Origin of the sequence: Aminobacter aminovorans (genome assembly GCF_900445235.1) — a bacterium.
GTDB classification, from domain to species: domain Bacteria; phylum Pseudomonadota; class Alphaproteobacteria; order Rhizobiales; family Rhizobiaceae; genus Aminobacter; species Aminobacter aminovorans.
Genome location: NZ_UFSM01000001.1, coordinates 3,437,644 through 3,454,207 on the forward strand (window position 1 = coordinate 3,437,644; position 16,564 = coordinate 3,454,207).

Annotated in this window: 14 protein-coding genes and 1 tRNA gene; 3 read left to right on the forward strand and 12 right to left on the reverse strand. The window is 62.8% G+C overall.

Annotation, left to right across the window (positions count from 1 at the left end):
• Nucleotides 1-103 precede the first annotated feature (103 nt).
• The 3 genes from DY201_RS16920 to DY201_RS16930 are packed head-to-tail and all read right to left on the reverse strand — an operon-like array spanning nucleotide 104 to nucleotide 3,083.
• Nucleotides 104-1,420, reverse strand: coding sequence for a homoserine dehydrogenase (locus DY201_RS16920; RefSeq protein ID WP_115732194.1), 1,317 nt, complete (start codon nucleotides 1,418-1,420; stop codon nucleotides 104-106).
• 52 nt (nucleotides 1,421-1,472) lie between these two features.
• A complete protein-coding gene (locus DY201_RS16925; protein ID WP_115732195.1) occupies nucleotides 1,473-2,690 on the reverse strand; it encodes an LL-diaminopimelate aminotransferase in 1,218 nt (405 codons plus the stop codon).
• Between the two features lie 48 nt (nucleotides 2,691-2,738).
• Nucleotides 2,739-3,083, reverse strand: coding sequence for a hypothetical protein (locus DY201_RS16930; protein ID WP_245432135.1), 345 nt, complete (start codon nucleotides 3,081-3,083; stop codon nucleotides 2,739-2,741).
• Between the two features lie 144 nt (nucleotides 3,084-3,227).
• Here DY201_RS16930 and DY201_RS16935 point away from each other — a divergent pair, with 144 nt between their 5' ends.
• The 3 genes from DY201_RS16935 to DY201_RS16945 all read left to right on the forward strand — a co-directional run bounded on the left by DY201_RS16935 (nucleotide 3,228) and on the right by DY201_RS16945 (nucleotide 6,626).
• On the forward strand, nucleotides 3,228-5,057 hold the full coding sequence (locus DY201_RS16935; protein WP_115732197.1) for a PHA/PHB synthase family protein: 1,830 nt from the start codon (nucleotides 3,228-3,230) through the stop codon (nucleotides 5,055-5,057).
• A 428-nt stretch (nucleotides 5,058-5,485) separates the two neighbouring features.
• The gene (locus DY201_RS16940) at nucleotides 5,486-6,472 is read left to right on the forward strand and encodes a YcbK family protein (RefSeq protein ID WP_245432022.1); all 987 of its coding nucleotides are present in this window, start codon (nucleotides 5,486-5,488) and stop codon (nucleotides 6,470-6,472) included.
• Nucleotides 6,473-6,551: 79 nt separating this feature from the next.
• Nucleotides 6,552-6,626: transfer RNA gene (locus DY201_RS16945), tRNA-Glu, on the forward strand.
• A 452-nt stretch (nucleotides 6,627-7,078) separates the two neighbouring features.
• Here DY201_RS16945 and DY201_RS16950 read toward each other — a convergent pair.
• The 9 genes from DY201_RS16950 to DY201_RS16990 all read right to left on the reverse strand — a co-directional run bounded on the left by DY201_RS16950 (nucleotide 7,079) and on the right by DY201_RS16990 (nucleotide 16,561).
• Nucleotides 7,079-8,242, reverse strand: a complete 1,164-nt coding sequence (locus tag DY201_RS16950) for an ABC transporter substrate-binding protein (RefSeq protein WP_115732199.1) — start codon at nucleotides 8,240-8,242, stop codon at nucleotides 7,079-7,081.
• Nucleotides 8,243-8,316: 74 nt separating this feature from the next.
• Nucleotides 8,317-9,150: an ABC transporter permease gene (locus DY201_RS16955; protein WP_115732200.1), complete on the reverse strand. Its 834-nt coding sequence runs from the start codon at nucleotides 9,148-9,150 to the stop codon at nucleotides 8,317-8,319.
• A gap of 2 nt (nucleotides 9,151-9,152) precedes the next feature.
• A complete protein-coding gene (locus tag DY201_RS16960) occupies nucleotides 9,153-9,947 on the reverse strand; it encodes an ABC transporter ATP-binding protein (RefSeq protein ID WP_115732201.1) in 795 nt (264 codons plus the stop codon).
• 81 nt (nucleotides 9,948-10,028) lie between these two features.
• Nucleotides 10,029-11,078, reverse strand: a complete 1,050-nt coding sequence (locus DY201_RS16965) for an alpha/beta fold hydrolase (RefSeq protein WP_115732202.1) — start codon at nucleotides 11,076-11,078, stop codon at nucleotides 10,029-10,031.
• A 10-nt stretch (nucleotides 11,079-11,088) separates the two neighbouring features.
• Nucleotides 11,089-11,598: a GlcG/HbpS family heme-binding protein gene (locus tag DY201_RS16970; RefSeq protein ID WP_165915953.1), complete on the reverse strand. Its 510-nt coding sequence runs from the start codon at nucleotides 11,596-11,598 to the stop codon at nucleotides 11,089-11,091.
• Between the two features lie 216 nt (nucleotides 11,599-11,814).
• Nucleotides 11,815-12,717 (reverse strand): helix-turn-helix transcriptional regulator, encoded by a 903-nt coding sequence (locus tag DY201_RS16975; protein ID WP_115732204.1) that lies wholly within the window; start codon nucleotides 12,715-12,717, stop codon nucleotides 11,815-11,817.
• A 125-nt stretch (nucleotides 12,718-12,842) separates the two neighbouring features.
• On the reverse strand, nucleotides 12,843-14,462 hold the full coding sequence (locus DY201_RS16980; protein ID WP_115732205.1) for a dihydroxyacetone kinase subunit DhaK: 1,620 nt from the start codon (nucleotides 14,460-14,462) through the stop codon (nucleotides 12,843-12,845).
• 13 nt (nucleotides 14,463-14,475) lie between these two features.
• Nucleotides 14,476-15,471, reverse strand: a complete 996-nt coding sequence (locus tag DY201_RS16985) for an ABC transporter ATP-binding protein (RefSeq protein ID WP_115732206.1) — start codon at nucleotides 15,469-15,471, stop codon at nucleotides 14,476-14,478.
• Nucleotides 15,464-16,561 carry an ABC transporter ATP-binding protein gene (locus DY201_RS16990; protein WP_115732207.1) on the reverse strand — a complete coding sequence of 366 codons (1,098 nt, stop codon included), beginning with the start codon at nucleotides 16,559-16,561 and terminating at the stop codon, nucleotides 15,464-15,466. The genes DY201_RS16985 and DY201_RS16990 overlap by 8 nt, the downstream gene beginning before the upstream one ends.
• Between the last annotated feature and the right edge of the window lie 3 nt (nucleotides 16,562-16,564).

Below are 16,564 nucleotides of genomic sequence, written 5' to 3' on the forward strand. Positions count from 1 at the left end.
TGCCCGCTTTATCGAAAGCGAAACAATATCAATCGATTGAAAGGTAATGGCGCTTTACTGCCTGGGCGGGGGCACATTTGCGCCCCCTAGAACAGGCGCCTGCTTAGCCGGCGCGCTCGATGCGGATGACCTGCGGCTTGTCGGTCAGGTGACCATCCTTGGTCACGCCGTCGACGGCCTTGCGCACGGCAGCTTCCGTGGTCTCGTGAGTCACCAGGATGACGGTCTTCTGGGCGATGCCGCCTTCGGTGCCATTGGCGTGCTGGACGATCGATTCCAGCGAAATGTCGTTGTCGGCCATGCGCTTGGCGATCGCTGCGAAGACGCCGATGCGATCATGCACGGTCAGGCGGATGAAGTAGCCGCCGGCATGGCTGCGCATCTGCGCTTTCTTGTAGGGCTTAAGCTCCTTGGCCGGGCGGCCGAACACCGGACCATGCTGGAATCCTGGCCGGCTCTTGGCGATGTCGGCAATGTCGCCGACGACGGCCGACGCCGTGGCGTTGCCGCCGGCGCCGGGGCCGGACAGCAGCAATTCGCCCAGAATGTCGGTTTCGATCGCCACTGCATTGGTGACCCCGTGAACCTGGGCGATGACCGAGGCGGTCGGCACCATGGTCGGGTGCACGCGCTGCTCGATGCCGCTTTCAGTACGCTGGGCAACGCCAAGCAGCTTGATGCGGTAGCCGAGCTCAGCCGCTGCGCGAATGTCAGCCTGGGTGATGTTGGAAATGCCTTCGAGATAGATGTCGTCGGCCGCGATCTTCGAGCCGAATGCCAGGCTGGTCAGGATGGCAAGCTTGTGCGCCGTGTCGTTGCCCTCGATGTCGAAGGTCGGGTCGGCCTCGGCGTAACCCAGGCGCTGGGCGTCGGCGAGGCAGGCCTCGAAGGTCAAGCCCTCGGCTTCCATGCGCGTCAAGATGTAGTTGCAGGTGCCGTTGAGAATGCCAAAGACGCGGGTGACGCTATTGCCGGCCATCGCCTCGCGCATCGTCTTGATGACAGGGATGCCGCCGGCGACCGCCGCTTCGTAGTTGAGCAGCACGCCTTTCTTCTCGGCGACCTCGGCCAGTGCCACGCCATGCTTGGCGAGCAGCGCCTTGTTGGCGGTCACGACGTGACGGCCGGCGTCCAGGGCGGCACGCACGCAAGCGCGCGCGGCCCCCTCGTCGCCACCGATCAGCTCGATGAAGACGTCGATATCGGCTTTCTCGGCCAGTTCGATCGGATCGTCGAACCACTGGGCGCCGCTCAGGTCGACGCCGCGGTCACGCGTTCGGTCGCGGGCGGAAACAGCCGTGACGACGATCTCGCGGCCGCACTGCCGGGTGAGTTCGGCACCCTTGTCGCGCAGCACGCGCGCCACCGAAGCACCGACCGTGCCGAGACCGGCAATTCCAACACGCAATGCTTCAGCCATGGTCGCGGCGCCTCTTACTTCAGTCGTTCTGGGAATGTGGCCGTGGCGCCGCTCAGCGATGGGCTGCGAGCGGAACCACGTTGTTGGGATGTTTGGCGGTGGTCTGCAGGAAGCGCTTGATGCTGCGCGCAGCCTGGCGGATGCGGTGCTCGTTCTCGACCAGCGCCAGACGCACATAATCGTCGCCATGTTCGCCGAAGCCGACGCCCGGAGCGACAGCCACATCGGCATGCTCGATGAGCAGCTTGGAGAATTCGAGCGAACCAAGATGCTTGAACGGCTCAGGTATCGGCGCCCAGGCAAACATCGTCGCCGCCGGCGCCGGGATTTCCCAGCCTGCTCGGGTGAACGAGTCGACCATCACGTCGCGGCGCTTGTGGTAGACCTCGCGCACTTCCGCGATGTCGGTGCCGTCGCCGTTCAGCGCTGCGGTCGCGGCCACCTGGATCGGCGTGAACGCGCCATAGTCGAGATACGACTTCACCCGGGTCAAGGCAGCGATCAGGCGCTCGTTGCCGACGGCAAAGCCCATGCGCCAGCCCGGCATCGAGAACGTCTTCGACATCGAGGTGAATTCGACAGTGACGTCGATCGCTCCCGGCACCTGAAGAACCGAAGGCGGCGGATTGCCGTCGAAGTAGATCTCCGAATAGGCAAGGTCCGACAGGATGATGATGTCGTTCTTCTTCGCGAAGGCGACGACGTCCTTGTAGAAGTCGAGCGAAGCGACATGCGCCGTCGGGTTCGACGGGTAGTTGAGGATCAGTGCCAAGGGCTTCGGGATCGAATGGCGGACGCCGCGTTCGAGCGCCGGGATGAAGCCGTCATCCGGCTTGGCCTGCAGCGAGCGAATGACGCCGCCCGACATGATGAAGCCGAAGGCGTGGATCGGGTAGGTCGGATCCGGGCACAGCACGACGTCGCCAGGCGCGGTGATCGCCTGCGCCATGTTGGCGAAGCCTTCCTTCGAGCCCAGTGTCGCAACGACCTGGGTATCGGGATTGAGCTTCACGCCAAAGCGGCGGGCATAATAATTGGCCTGGGCGCGGCGCAGCCCGGGAATGCCGCGCGACGACGAGTAGCGATGGGTGCGCGGGTCACGAACCACTTCGCACAGCTTGTCGACGATGGCGGTCGGGGTCGGCAGGTCCGGATTGCCCATGCCGAGATCGATGATATCGGCGCCACGCGAACGGGCGCTGGCCTTCAGCCGATTGACCTGCTCGAAGACATAGGGCGGAAGGCGGCGGACCTTGTGAAATTCTTCCATGTCAGTTCCAGGTAAACGGGGGCTCGGCGATGCGTGCGCGATATACACTCAATTGCAGGCGGGGTCGATAGTCTCGCACTTGCCTTCGATGGCCTTGAGCGTGTCGTCGCCGTGCTTTCTGGCAAGCGTGGTCATAGCCGCCGAGTTGCCACCGCCGGTCCCGGCCTTGGCGCCCTGGCGCTGTTTGGCAGCCTGGAGTTCGGCCAGCTTGGCGGCCTTCTGGTCCTCGGTGAACTGGGCAGCGGCCACCTTGGGCGCAATGTTGAGATTGGGATAAGTGCCGGTGTCCTGAGCGCCGCGCCCGGTTACCGGCGCAGCAGTGCTGTCGGCGCTGGTCGTGCTGGTGCAGCCGCCGGCGGCAAGTGCCAATGCCAGCACACCCGCTGACAACATCACGCGGGAGCAGAAAAAAACATTCCGACCAACACTATATGTCATAAAGTTTCCCCGACAGGCGCGGTAGAGCGCGTTGGACCCGGTAAGACGTCACATGATACTATGTCAACAATGGGCGCTTTGGGAGGACCAGCAAGAACCATGGCGAAGGTAGACGATTCGGACAAGCCGAGTGGCGATTCCCCCTCCTCCGTCGAGCAGTACCTCGTCAAAGATCCGGAACGTTTTGCGCTCAACATGGCCCGCATGATCGAGCAGGCAGGGAAGGCAGCCTCCGCCTGGGCCGAACCGCGCGAGAAGGGCGAGGTGCGCGACACCGTCGCCGAGCCGATGGCCGACATGGTCAAGACCTTCTCAAAGCTTAGCGAATACTGGCTGTCCGACCCGCAACGCGCGCTGGAAGCGCAGACCCGATTGTTCTCCGGATATCTCGACGTGTGGAGCAAGTCGATCCAGCGCATGGGGGGCGACGAGGTCGACGACGCCGTCAAGCCAGAACGCGGCGACAAGCGCTTCCTCGACCCGGAATGGGGCCGCAACGCCTTCTTCGATTTCCTCAAGCAGGCCTATCTGGTGACTGCGCGCTGGGCCGGCGACCTCGTCGACCATGCCGACGGCCTCGACGAGCACACCCGCCATAAGGCCGGCTTCTACGTCAAGCAGGTCGCCAACGCGATCTCGCCGTCCAATTTCATCCTGACCAATCCGGAGCTGTTTCGCGAAACTGTCGCCAGCAATGGCGAGAACCTCGTGCGCGGCATGAAGATGTTTGCCGAGGACATTTCGGCCGGCAAGGGCGACCTCAAGCTCCGGCAGGCCGACTATAGCGGTTTTGAAATCGGCAAGAACATCGCCACCACGCCGGGCAAGGTCGTCGGCCGCAGCGACGTCGCGGAAATCATCCAGTACACGCCGACCACCGACAAGGTGCTGAAGCGGCCGCTGCTGATCTGCCCGCCATGGATCAACAAGTTCTACATCCTCGACCTCAACCCGCAGAAGTCCTTCATCCGCTGGGCCGTCGAACAGGGCCACACGGTCTTCGTCATCTCCTGGATCAATCCAGACCAGCGCCACGGCCTGAAGGATTGGGAAGCCTATATCCGCGAAGGCCTGCAATATGGGCTCGACACCGTCGAGCAGGCGACGGGAGAAACCAAGGTCAACGCCATCGGCTACTGCGTTGGCGGCACGTTGCTGGCGGCAGCCCTGGCGCTGCTGGCACAGGAAGGTGACCACCGCATCCAGTCGGTCACCTTCTTCACGACGCAGGTCGATTTCACCTATGCCGGTGACCTCAAGGTGTTCGTCGACGAGGATCAGATCAAGGCTCTCGAGGGAGCGATGAAGGACAAGGGCTATCTCGACGGCACCAAGATGGCGACGGCCTTCAACATGCTGCGCTCGGGCGACCTGATCTGGCCCTATGTCATCAACAACTACATGCGCGGCAAGGAGCCGACGCCGTTCGACCTGCTCTACTGGAATGCCGATTCGACGCGCATGGCAGCAGCCAATCACTCCTTCTACCTGCGCAACTGCTATCTGGAGAACAACCTGTCGCAAGGCAGGATGGAGCTGGCCGGCCGAACCATCTCGCTCGCCGACGTCACCATCCCGGTCTACAACCTCGCTGCGCGCGAGGACCATATCGCCCCGGCCCGCTCGGTCTTCCTCGGCTGCCAGTATTTCGGCGGCGATGTCGACTATGTCGTCGGCGGCTCTGGACATATCGCCGGCGTGGTCAATCCGCCCGCCGCCGGCAAGTATCAGTTCTGGTCGGGAGGCAAGCCGGTCGGCGATTTCGACGAATGGCTCAAGGGTGCTGCGGAGACGCCTGGCTCGTGGTGGCCGCACTGGCAGCGCTGGATCGAGGCCAAGGACGATACCCGCGTTGCGGCACGCAAGCCTGGCATAAGCGGGCGGGTGCTAGAGGATGCCCCCGGCAGCTATGTGAAGGTGCGCGTGTAACCAGCTGTCACAGGCAGTGAATTGACGCCTTTTACCAAGAGGGCGAAAACATGGCGCCTATCATGATCTCGCCTTAATTGGCGCCTAGCCCGCTAGATGGGGGATCATTGCCACAAATTTGAGTGCCGCTTCTCGTATCGAAGCATGGTTGTGTAAACGTTCGATTTCAATCGCCAAGCTAGTCGTTGGCCTGCAGTGCATGAGAGGGGACCGCTTTGACGTCAGGACGACTGCGATTCGCAGACCGGCGATGCGGCGTTGCGCTGACCGTGCTGGTTTCGCTGCTTAGTGTGTCCTGTTCATCGACGGGCGAGCCCAATTTCGACCTGACAAATCCCGCGGCCAACGCCGCAACGACCACCGAAACAACCACTGCCCAATCCGCGACCGCCGCAGGCGCCCCTGCCACATCCGTTGCCCAGGCAGCGATGAGCCCGACAGGCGACACCGCCCTGCCCGACCAGGTCGGTTATGTTCCACTGATCAAGCCGGGAAGCGAAAACGCCGCGGAAGTCGCCATCGCCAGTGCTGAACAGCCGCAGCAGCCTGCGACAGCGGCAGAACAAGCAAAGACCGAAGCTGAAGCGCCCCAGACCGCGGAGGCGAAAACGGCCAAGCAGCCTGTGCAGCAGGACACCGGCTTCATACTGACCAACGGTCCGGCAGCCGAGCCCGAAGCACCCAAGAAGAAGGGGCTGTTTGCCTCGTTGTTCGGCTCGTCATCCGCCAAGGCAGCACCTGCGCCAGCCGAACAGAAGGCAAAGCCGCTGATCGCGATGGGCGACGAAGCCTCCGACGCCAAGCCGGAGGCCCCTGAGGAAAAAGCCAAGCCGATCATCACGCTGGCCTCGGCGAAAGCCGAATCGAAGCCGGTGGAGCTTGCGTCGCTGGGCGGCTCGTCGGGTGGAGATTCGAACTGGGCGCTGCCCGGCGTGCGCACCACCGACCTGTTCGAGATCAAACGCAAATCCGGCCTCAACGACGACAGCGACGTCGATCTGCACGAGGACGAGGATCCTGGCCTCAAGTTGGCATCCGCCGCGGGCATGGCGCGACTCGCTCCGAACGGCCTGCTCAAGCAGACCGAAAGCGTCGATGTCGCCTGCCTGAAGCCGTCGCTGGTACGCATCCTGAAGGCGGCCGAACAGCACTACGGCAAGAAGATGGTCGTCACGTCGGGCTATCGCAATCCCGAACGCAACCGTCGCGCCCGCGGCGCCAAGAATTCGCAGCATATGTATTGCGCAGCAGCCGACATCCAGATTCCCGGCGTCGGCAAGTGGGAACTGGCGACGTACCTGCGCGCCATGCCCGGCCGCGGCGGCGTCGGCACCTATTGCCACACCAATTCCGTCCACATCGACGTCGGCCCTGAACGCGACTGGAACTGGCGTTGCGGCCGTCGCCGTGGATAAGTCGAAAAAATTTCGCGACGCAGCAAAAAGACGGGTTGCCTGTCGCGAACAAGCCAATTATACACCGCCTCACCTGAGCGCGCCCATCGTCTAGCGGTTAGGACACCGCCCTTTCACGGCGGTAACAGGGGTTCGATTCCCCTTGGGCGTACCAGGTTTTCTCAACATTTTCAGAGCGTTTCGGGCCTGTACCGGTGCACGCTGCAGCTGCATTTCTTGCGCTCGTGGTGTCGCCCTCGACGCTGCGCAACTGCACATGTCGGTATTTCTGTCAGGCCCGGCTGACCGCCTGACATTCACTTTACGCCGCTACCGAAACAAGAATCGGACAGGCCGGGAATGGCTATGGCCTCGCCCTCTCGCGATCGTGCTGAGGCGCAAAGCCGTTGTGGCTGGGACGACGAGAATCAAATCGGGCTGCCGCAGAAACCTCCCAACGCAGCCCGACATAAGGCGCACGGCGCCGTCAGTGCGCCAGATGCTCGAATAGCAGCGCCACCGCCTCGGCTCCGGGGCCGATGTGGCCTTCGAGTTGCCTGGCGCTTGCAATAGGCGGCGCGGCCGTCCCTGGCACGGGTCAGGGCCGCCGCGGGCGCTCAATCGAGATCAGTTGATGACGTTGCCGTAGAAGCTGGCCTCGAGCTTGGTCATGTCGATAGAGGCAAGATCCTCAGGCAAGGCATATTTGTCGGCATCGGCATGCACCTTCGCGACATCGAAATTGTTGGCATCGGCGATGAAGGCGTTGGTCACAAATCGTTCCGTGTCGATATCTATCGCGGACTGACCGATCTTCTTCAGTATTTTGAAGAAGCTGTCCCAGCTCGGAATGTCGTGCTCGCCCCATCCTTTCCGCTTTGCCATGTAGCCCTTGAAGGTGCGGTGGATCTGCATGAGGCTCTCCGTGCCATAGCGCGGGCCGTAGTTCGCCTTGGTCGTAGGCAGTGCCTTGAAGACGATGTCGGCAGCGGCACGCGGATTGCGGTCGGCAAACGCGCTGCCCATGGCCCAGCCCTTGAGATAGTTGGCAAGGAAGCGGCGACGATCCTGGTCTTCGATGTCGGCGCGCCGCACGACCAGTGAATTGGACGGCAATGGCGAGCCGCGCATGCCGAGCCAGTAGTCGAAGTCGAGCCCCTTGGCCGAGAGGTCGGCGCGCAAACCTTCCCAAGCCAGACAGGCATCGCCTTGCCCGCTCGCCAGCGCCGTGGTCCAGGTCGGCCAGCCCGCCTCGACATATTTGATCGACTTCGGATCAACGCCGACAGCCGCAAACATCGGGTCGCAGATCGATTGCCAGGCGGCCGACCCGAGCAGCACCGTCTTGCCCTCGAGCTTGGCAAGATCCTGGACGCCCTCTCCTTTGCGGAAGGCAAAGTTGAAGAGGTCGAGATTGCCGCTTCCGAAAACCGAGACCAGATCCATCCCGCTGTTGACGGCATAGGACAGCACACCCGGCGAAGGGAAACCGATGTCGGCCTGTTCAACGGCCAGGAACTTCACAACGGCTGTGCCGTCAGATGGACCTGGCTGCATCGCCGTCTCTATGCCCGGATCGCCGAAGTAGCCCATCTCCTTCGCCACCCAATAGGGATAGTCGTCCATCACTTCGATGGTTCCGCGCGGCGAGATCCAGTTAAAGGGCGAGCCATAAGGCTTGGCGAACGCGATGCCTGGCTTGAACAGGCTTCCTCCCAGTACTGTGCTCGTAACCAGGCCGCCCGCCCCCACTTGGAGCAGCCTGCGGCGCGAAATATTGGTCGTTGTCATTGCATGTCCTCCCTTCGCAGAAAGACCGCTTTCAGCTAGCGCCGGCGGGGCGCGGTCATTCCCCGCCCGGCCGATCAGCTTTCCCAGCCCGCGAGTTTCCTGCCGAGCCAGAAGAAGAATGCGTAGATCGCGATCCCCGTGACCGCGAGGATCAGGATACAGGCGAAGAACTCGGGCATGCGCAGCGTCGAGGAATAGGTGGTCAGGCGGCTGCCAATGCCAAATCCGCCACCCGACATCTCAGCACCAACCGCGGTGATCATGCCAAAGATCGCGCCGATCATCAGCCCGACGATGACCATCGGCATCGCCATCGGGATCCGGATCTTCGTGAAGATTTGCAGCGTGTTGGCTCCATAGGAGCGCGCGAGCGCGATCTTGCCCGTATCAACCCGCCTGAACCCTGTCGCCGCATTGATCATCACCATCGGTCCTGAAGCCAGGGCGACGGCAATGACGCGCGGCGTGTAGCCGAAGCCGAAATTCAGGATCAGCAACGGTACCAGCGCCAGCATCGGCGTGGTCACCAGCAGCAAGATGTAAGGGGTGATCACCTTCTCGACGAAAGGGAATTGGGTGATGACGGCCGCAAGCACCAACCCGATCGAGGCGCCAATGGCGTAACCGGAAAACAACTCGAACAGCGTGTAGCCATAGTGCAGCGAGATTGTTGCGATCTCGGGCGAGCCGAAGACCGCGGCAATTGTCGACGGCGCTGGCAGGATGAACTGGGGTACGTTGAACCAGCGCAGCAGAAATTCGCCGCCGCCGATGACGAGGATCGCGACGGCAAGGATCGCAATGATTTCGCGCGCACCTTGCCCGCCCATACCGCTGACAATTCCCGTCGCGCCGGAAAGGCTTGTGCCTCCGGTTGGCAGATTTGTGCTGTGGGTCATATCTGTCATGGTTACCTCGCAGAGGCGTCGCGCTTGGGCGGCGCCTGATGCTTGATGTCGGATTTGATGTCATTGACGAGATCAAAGAACTCGCGCGTCTCCATGAGTTCCAGCGGTCGCGGGCGTTCGAAGGGAACATCGACAATCCTGGAGATGCGTCCCGGGCGGGCGCTCATCACGTAGACCTTGTCGGAGAGAAACACCGCTTCGGCGATGGAGTGCGTGATCAGGATCACTGTCTTGCGCGCCTCGATCCAGATCTCCTCGACAAGCTTGTTCATCTCATCGCGTGTGAAGGCATCCAGCGCGCCGAAGGGCTCGTCCATCAGGAGAACGTCAGGGTTGCTGGCGAGTGCGCGCACGATCGAGGCGCGCTGTTGCATGCCGCCGGAGAGCTCGCGCGGCATCTTCTCGCCGAAGCCGCCGAGGCCAACACGGTCGAGCAAGGTCTCGACCCTGTACTTATCCGGCCTGATCCGGCGCAATTCGAACGGCAATGAGATGTTTTGGTCGATGGTGCGCCAGGGCAGCAGGTTCGCTTCCTGGAACATCATGCCGATGCTGGGATGCGGCTGCTTGATCTCATCGTCGCCCAGGTGGATCCGGCCGCCGCTCAGCTGGTGGAGGCCAGCAATGGACCAGAGCAAGGTCGTCTTGCCGCAGCCGGATGGTCCGACGACAGAGATGAACTCGCCAGCCTCGACGATCATGTCCACGTCCTGCAGCGCGTGGACCACACCTGATTGCGCTGCATAAGTCTTGGTCGCGCCGCGGATGCGCAGCGCCTCGTGGGTATGGTCTCCCATCCCCTCCTCCCTGTCTGGAACATGCCACTCCCGTTCCCGCGCCACCGGCGCGAGCCAAGGAGTACGTCCCGGTTGTTGATCTCAGCTCCTCAGAAGAGCTCTCAAATGCTCGTCCACCTGGCGCATGTAGCCGCGCTCAAATCCGTTGAGCCCCATATGGCCTTCGGGCGAGTGGATGACTTTCAGTTCTGCACCCTCGATCAGCGCGCAATCGGCCTCGCATTCATGCGGCGGGAAAAACATGTCGTGGCTGATCGGCATGACGTATGTCTTTGCCGTGATCCGTTTGAGCGCCGCTGAGAGGTCCCCACCCACGTGCCGAGAAACGTCGGCCCGCTGCCACTTCCACATCTCGCAAAGCAGGACGTTGGGATCCATAGGCTCGAAATACGCCTTCATCACCCCATTGATGAAGTCGTCGATGGATGACATGCCGAGCACGGCCCTCCAGCGTTCTTGCTGGTAGAACTGCGGAGACCAGCCTTGTGTTGAAACGATCCTGGACAGCCGATCCATGCCGTTGCGGACATCGTGGCTGTTTTGATACCAGCCGCCGTTCCAGGCCGGGTCGGACATCAGCGCTTCGGCGCAGGCGTCGACGAAAATGACCTGATGATGCGAGATGCGAGCCGTTGCCGCGATCGGGGCGGCGCGAACGACCATCTCGGGGTAGCGCACTGACCATTCATAGACCTGCTGCCCACCCATCGACCCGCCGACAACCAGCGCAAGCCGTTCGATGCCGAAATGCTCGATAATCAGTCTGTGCTGAGCTCGCACGTCGTCTTCGATCCGCACCTTAGGAAACTTGGCCATGGATTGCGGTGCCGGCGTGTTCTGCGGCGATGACGACACGCCACTGCCGATCTGGTCGATGACGATGATGAAGTACTCGTCGGGGTTCAGCGCATGATCGCGGCCGACATAAACATCCTCCATCACCTTGCCTGTGCCGGAGAACCAGGTGGTCACCAGGATGGCGTTGGACTTCTCCGCATTCAGTTGACCGAAGGTGCGGTAGGCGAGCTTTGCGCGCCGCAGCGTTTCGCCACTTTCCAGGATCAGGTCTCCGAGATCGTAAAGCTGGAACGCGCCCTGCGTTTCAGGGCCGTAAAACGGATTGTCGATCATCGTGAGGCCCTCAGTCGAGGCTTTTCGAGACAGCGGCGAGGCCGGCCTGCGCGCAGCTTTCGTCCTGATTCTCGCTGGCGCCGCTGACACCGATCCCGCCGATGACATCTCCAGCGGCTGTCTTGATGGGCAGGCCGCCCGCAAACGCGACAAGGCCTGGGACAAACGCCGCGCCCGGCAATCCGGCATTCACGCCATCGCGCTTCACGCCAAACGACAGATCAGCCATGGTCCGGGTCGGAGCGGCATAGAGCGCAGAGGTGATCGCCTTGTTCTCGGCAATTTCGGTGCAAGCCTTGCAGGCCCCATCCTGTCGCGCGGCAGCGACAAGGCGACCGCCATCATCGACCACCACGACATTGACCTTGGCGTGGCCGGCAGCCGCCTGTTCAGCAAAGCAAGCTGCAATCATTCGCAAGGCCCACTCGTATCCGAGTGCAGGCTTGGCCACGCCCTCGGCCGCGCCGAGCGTTGGCAGGCAGGCCAACAGCGCCGTTGCCCCGAGCAATCGTTTGGTCATCTCGTCTCCTCCCTCGGCCGGGTCGCCCATCTGGGTGCTTCAGCTCTAGGGGAGCCTACGAAGAAACGTTGGGGGCCATCTATCGCGAACATTCGCGATGTCGATCAGGTTCGACGGTGGATGATGTCGTCGGCATATCTAATTGACAATGCTGAATGTCCGATGGCGCCTAGTCGCGAGAAAGGGCAGGCGCGCGCCGCGCGGCAACCCCACGGCTCAGAGCAGGTCCGCCCGCGCAAGCAGACTGACCAAAGCCGAAGTGCTCGCGGCGCCGGTCTTCTGCCGGATGCTTCTAAGCTGATGATCGATCGTCGAAAGAGACCGGTCGCGAACCCGCGCGATTGCCTTGTAGCTCATGCCCTTCGCAACCAGCCGGGCTACGTCCAGCTCCGAAGCTGTCAGCGTTGCCAGTGGGGCAGTACCCGAAAGAGGCGCGTTCTGGGCAAGGGACGCCAGCGACTTCCCGGGCTCACTCCGAAGGTCTTGTTCGGTGATCTGCTTGGCCGCGGCGATGATCGGACTCAGCACATCCGTCACCGTCTGCTCGAAGCAATCATAGAGAGCGGATTCCCAGGGCACCAGGTGCTCCGTCCAATCGGCGCAGATCAGGCCGTAACCACCACGTTCGGTGCGCAGCGCCCAGGCGAGTTTCGATTTCGTCCTGGCCCCGGACATCCTTTGCCGCAACCGCATCGTTACGCGGCTGTCCTGCTTGATATCGGCGAAGATCAGCGGGCGGGGCTCCAGCCACATCGCCTGCATAGCGGCATCGCGATTATCGACAGCCCTGCCGCAGCCGAACGACGGCACGTCGTAATTCACGTCCTTGGCTTCGGCGAATCCGGGAAAGTAGTCTTTGGCCTCGCGTATTCCGAAACCGGCATCCACACGCTGGCATCCGAGCGCGGAACGTAGCCAATTGGTGGCAATCGACCAACAGCCTGGCAGATCGTCAAGACGCAGAAGCATATGCGCTGCAAGATCGCGTGCGTGGACGTCGCGGATCACCCCACGGTCAAGAAGCCGGGAACGCAACCGTCGCTGCGTGGCAAAGACGCCCCCGCCGAAATCCTCGGCAAAAGCTGGCGCATCCCATGCGTCCTGGCTCAGTGTTTCCACCGCCCCGCTTCCTCTCAGACGTCCTGTCTCTGGGTCCTCGGTGAACCTGCCTGCAGATTGACACGACGCTTTTCGATCTTATGCCGGCCCGTTTCCGAGTCAAATCCAGCCTGGAACAAATACCGTCAGCGCGCCAGATGCTCGAACAACCGCGCTACGGCTTCAGCGCCCGGGTCAACGTGCCCTTCGAGTTGCTTGGCGTTGATATAGGCGGCGCGACCGGCCTTGGCGCGGGTCAGGGTCGCGGTGAAGTTGGCGCCCCCGCGGGCCGCCGCGGCTGCGGCTGCGAGGCTCTCGTCGAGAGCCACGAGGGCTGGGGAAAGGGCATCTACCATTGTACGGTCGCCGATCTTGGCGCCGCCGATCTCCTGCATGCGCGCCAGCCCCGCCCGCAGTGCCTCCCGCATCGGCAGGCCGCTAGATGCCCCGTCGCCGGCGGCGGCGAAGAAGATGGCGAGCAGCACGCCCGAGGAGCCGCCCATCGTCTGGCTCAATTCTTGGCCTATGGCACGCAGCAGTTGGGTGTGATCCGACAGCGGCAGGCGGTCGATGGCGTTGATCAGGGCACGGGCGGCACCCGCCAGCGTCGAGCCGGTGTCGCCATCGCCCGACTTGGCGTCGAGCGCATTGAGATCCTGCTCGGCCGCGATCAGCACGTTGCAGCAGCTGATCACGAAGGCGCGCGTCGCCGCATGGTTCGACGGCATCGGCGTGATCGGCGTCAGGCCGTCGGGCATGGGAGCAACCGTGATCGGTCGCACTCGCGAGACGCCCGGCCAGGCAGGGATCGCGACAGGCGTCTTGAGAAGCTCCAACTCGGCTGTGTCGGCTGGAAAGACCGAGATGGAAAAGCCCTGCATGTCGAGCGAGGTCATCACCGGCGAAGGCCCGATGGAATGGGTGATCCTCTCGCCTATGGACGACTGGAGGAGGTCATGGGCGAGCACCGACATTTCGAGCACCGAGGTGCCGCCGAGATTGTTGACGAGCGCGACATGCGGCCCCTCGCCCATCACGGCCGCCAGCCGCTCGACCATGGTGGCGACGGAGGCGCGCGCGCCGGCAAAGTCGATCTGCTCGACGCCGGCTTCGCCGTGGATGCCGAGGCCCAGCTCGGCTTTCCCTGCGGCGATCCGGTCTTCCTTGGGCGAGCCCGGTACGCTGCAGGTGTCGAGCGACATGCCTATGGAACGGGTGCCTGCAATGACGTGCTTCGCCGCCGCCGTCACCGTTTCCAGGTCGGCGCCGCGTTCGGCGAGCGCGCCAGCAATCTTATGCACGAACAAGGTTCCGGCGACGCCACGCGCTTGCGGCAAATCGGGCAATGCGATGTCGTCTCCGACGATCACCATCGAGACATTGAGCCCGAAGGCGCGCGCCCGCTCGGCGGCGAGACCAAAATTCAGCCGATCGCCGGTGTAGTTCTTGACGATCAGCAGGCATCCGGCCGTCCCTGTAACCGCCAGGATGCCGGCGAGCACGGCATCGACGCTGGGCGAGGCAAAGACGTCGCCGCAGACCGCAGCCGTCAGCATGCCCTTGCCGACGAAGCCGACATGCGCCGGTTCGTGGCCTGAGCCGCCGCCCGACACGATCGCCACTTTCGACTTGTCCCAGTCGCTGCGCAGCACGACGCGGATATGCGGATAGCCGTCGAGGCGGGTGAGCGCGCCGCCCGACAGCGCCAACACGCCGTCGATGGCCTCGGTGACGACGTCCTCACGCCGGTTGATGAATTGCGCCATGGATTCTTGCTCCCTAAGCTAAACGCATGCCGGCCGCATCGAAATAAAGCGGCCGCGACGGTTGGATTCTGATGGTTTCACCGCCCCGCAAAGGTGTGTGGGCGTCGGTGACGGTAACGAGGTCGTGCCGCTTCAAGGTCAGATGCAGGCGCGTCTGGTCGCCGAGATGCTCGACACGCTTGACCAGCGCCTCCTCTCCCTCGCCCTGCACGATGTGCTCGGGGCGAAGTCCGATGCTCTTGGCGGCGGCCGGCGCACCGGCGAAGAGATCGGCAGGCAGCACATTAATGCGCGGCTGGCCGAGCCGAGTCGCGGCGTAGACGCTGACGGGATGCTCATAGACTTCGCGCGGCGCGCCGAACTGAACAAGCTTGCCATCGTTCAACACGCCGACATGAGTCGCCATCGTCATCGCCTCGATCTGGTCGTGGGTGACATAGAGTAGCGTCGCCCCCAATTTCGCCTGGATACGCTTCAACTCGATGCGCAGGTCGGCGCGAAGCTTGGCGTCGAGCGAACTCAGCGGCTCGTCCATCAGGAAAATCTGCGGGTTGCGTACGAGTGCGCGGCCGATGGAGACGCGCTGCATCTCGCCGCCTGACAAGGCGGTCGCCTTGTTGTCGAGCTTGTGGGCGATCTGCAGGACCTCGGCGACCTCCTTGACGGTCCGGTCGATCAGGTCCCGCGGTGTCCTGAGCAGTGGCGATTTCAGCGGAAACTCGAGGTTCTGCCGGACGGTCAGATGCGGATAGAGCGAGTATTGCTGGAAGACCATCGCCACGTTGCGCTCGGCCGGCGACAGCCCCTTCATCGGCCGGCCGCTGATATAGACTTCCCCGCTGTCGGGAGTATCGAGGCCGGAGACCATCCGTAAAGTCGTCGTCTTGCCGGCACCCGTCGGGCCAAGCAGCACGACGAAGGAACCGTCGGGGATCGTCAGCGAAACATTGTCGAGTGCGGCCACGCTGCCAAAGGTCTTGGTCACGTTTTCGAGGACAATCTCAGCCATGTCCCAGCACTCCGTCATTGGCGTCCGACCGCAGGGCCTTGCCGGTTTCGGCGTCGAACACCGACAGCGTCCTCGGGTCGAACTCGAGACCGACCAACTCGTCCTCGCGAACCAACTGGTCCGATGGAATACGCGCCTTGAGGTCGCCGTGGCTCGAGCGCAGCGTCACGATCTGGGTGGTGCCGAGATATTCGACCGCGCTTACCCGTCCCCTGTATGCCGACTCGGTGACGAAGCTGACATGCTCGGGCCGTACGCCAAGCGTCAGCTTCCCGGCCCGGCCCTCCCGCGCGGCCGGCACCTCGATCTTCGCTTCGCCGAGATCGACCGACTTGCCGCCAATGCCGATCATGCCCTCGAAGTCGAGGAAGTTCATGGATGGCGAGCCGATGAACTGGGCGACGAACTTGGTCGCCGGCCAGTCGTAGATCTGCTGCGGCTTGCCGAATTGCTCGACAACGCCATGGTTCATGACGACGATCTTGTCGCCCATCTGCATGGCCTCTAACTGGTCATGCGTGACATAGACTGTGGTTGCGCCCATGCGGTCGTGCAGCGCGCGCAGTTCCTCCGCCATGTGTTCGCGGAACTCGGCATCGAGTGCGCCGAGCGGCTCGTCCATAAAGAAGGCCTTGGGACGACGCACGATCGCCCGGCCCAGAGCCACGCGCTGGCGGTCGCCGCCCGACAGCCCGCCCACCGGCCTGTCCAGGATATTCTCGATCTTGAGGATGCGGGCAACCTCTTGGACACGCGTCTTCACCTCCTCGCGTTTCATCCCCTGACTGACCAGCGGATAGGAGATGTTCTTGCGCACGTTCATGTGCGGGTAGAGCGCAAACATCTGGAACACGAAGGCGATGTCGCGCTTGCTGGCCGGCTTCATGCCGACCTCCTCGCCATCGATGAAGATCTCGCCCGAGGTCGGAAGTTCGAGCCCGGCCATCATTCTGAGCGTCGTCGTCTTGCCGCAGCCGGAAGGTCCGAGCAGCATGAAGAACTCGCCGTCCTCGATGGTGAAGGTCGAGGAGCGGACTGCGGTGAAGGCGCCGAACTCCTTGCGCACATTCTGGATTCTGATCTGCGCCACGGG

Bases quoted from the DNA above. Each gene is read 5' to 3' on its own strand.
- DY201_RS16960 (WP_115732201.1), bottom strand. From the start codon at position 9,947: ATGGGAGACCATACCCACGAGGCGCTGCGCATCCGCGGCGCGACCAAG.
- DY201_RS16920 (WP_115732194.1), bottom strand. From the start codon at position 1,420: ATGGCTGAAGCATTGCGTGTTGGAATTGCCGGTCTCGGCACGGTCGGT.
- DY201_RS16965 (WP_115732202.1), bottom strand. From the start codon at position 11,078: ATGATCGACAATCCGTTTTACGGCCCTGAAACGCAGGGCGCGTTCCAG.
- DY201_RS16940 (WP_245432022.1), top strand. From the start codon at position 5,486: ATGAGCCCGACAGGCGACACCGCCCTGCCCGACCAGGTCGGTTATGTT.
- DY201_RS16930 (WP_245432135.1), bottom strand. From the start codon at position 3,083: ATGTTGTCAGCGGGTGTGCTGGCATTGGCACTTGCCGCCGGCGGCTGC.
- DY201_RS16970 (WP_165915953.1), bottom strand. From the start codon at position 11,598: ATGACCAAACGATTGCTCGGGGCAACGGCGCTGTTGGCCTGCCTGCCA.
- DY201_RS16985 (WP_115732206.1), bottom strand. From the start codon at position 15,471: ATGGCTGAGATTGTCCTCGAAAACGTGACCAAGACCTTTGGCAGCGTG.
- DY201_RS16935 (WP_115732197.1), top strand. From the start codon at position 3,228: ATGGCGAAGGTAGACGATTCGGACAAGCCGAGTGGCGATTCCCCCTCC.
- DY201_RS16925 (WP_115732195.1), bottom strand. From the start codon at position 2,690: ATGGAAGAATTTCACAAGGTCCGCCGCCTTCCGCCCTATGTCTTCGAG.
- DY201_RS16955 (WP_115732200.1), bottom strand. From the start codon at position 9,150: ATGACAGATATGACCCACAGCACAAATCTGCCAACCGGAGGCACAAGC.
- DY201_RS16950 (WP_115732199.1), bottom strand. From the start codon at position 8,242: ATGACAACGACCAATATTTCGCGCCGCAGGCTGCTCCAAGTGGGGGCG.
- DY201_RS16980 (WP_115732205.1), bottom strand. From the start codon at position 14,462: ATGGCGCAATTCATCAACCGGCGTGAGGACGTCGTCACCGAGGCCATC.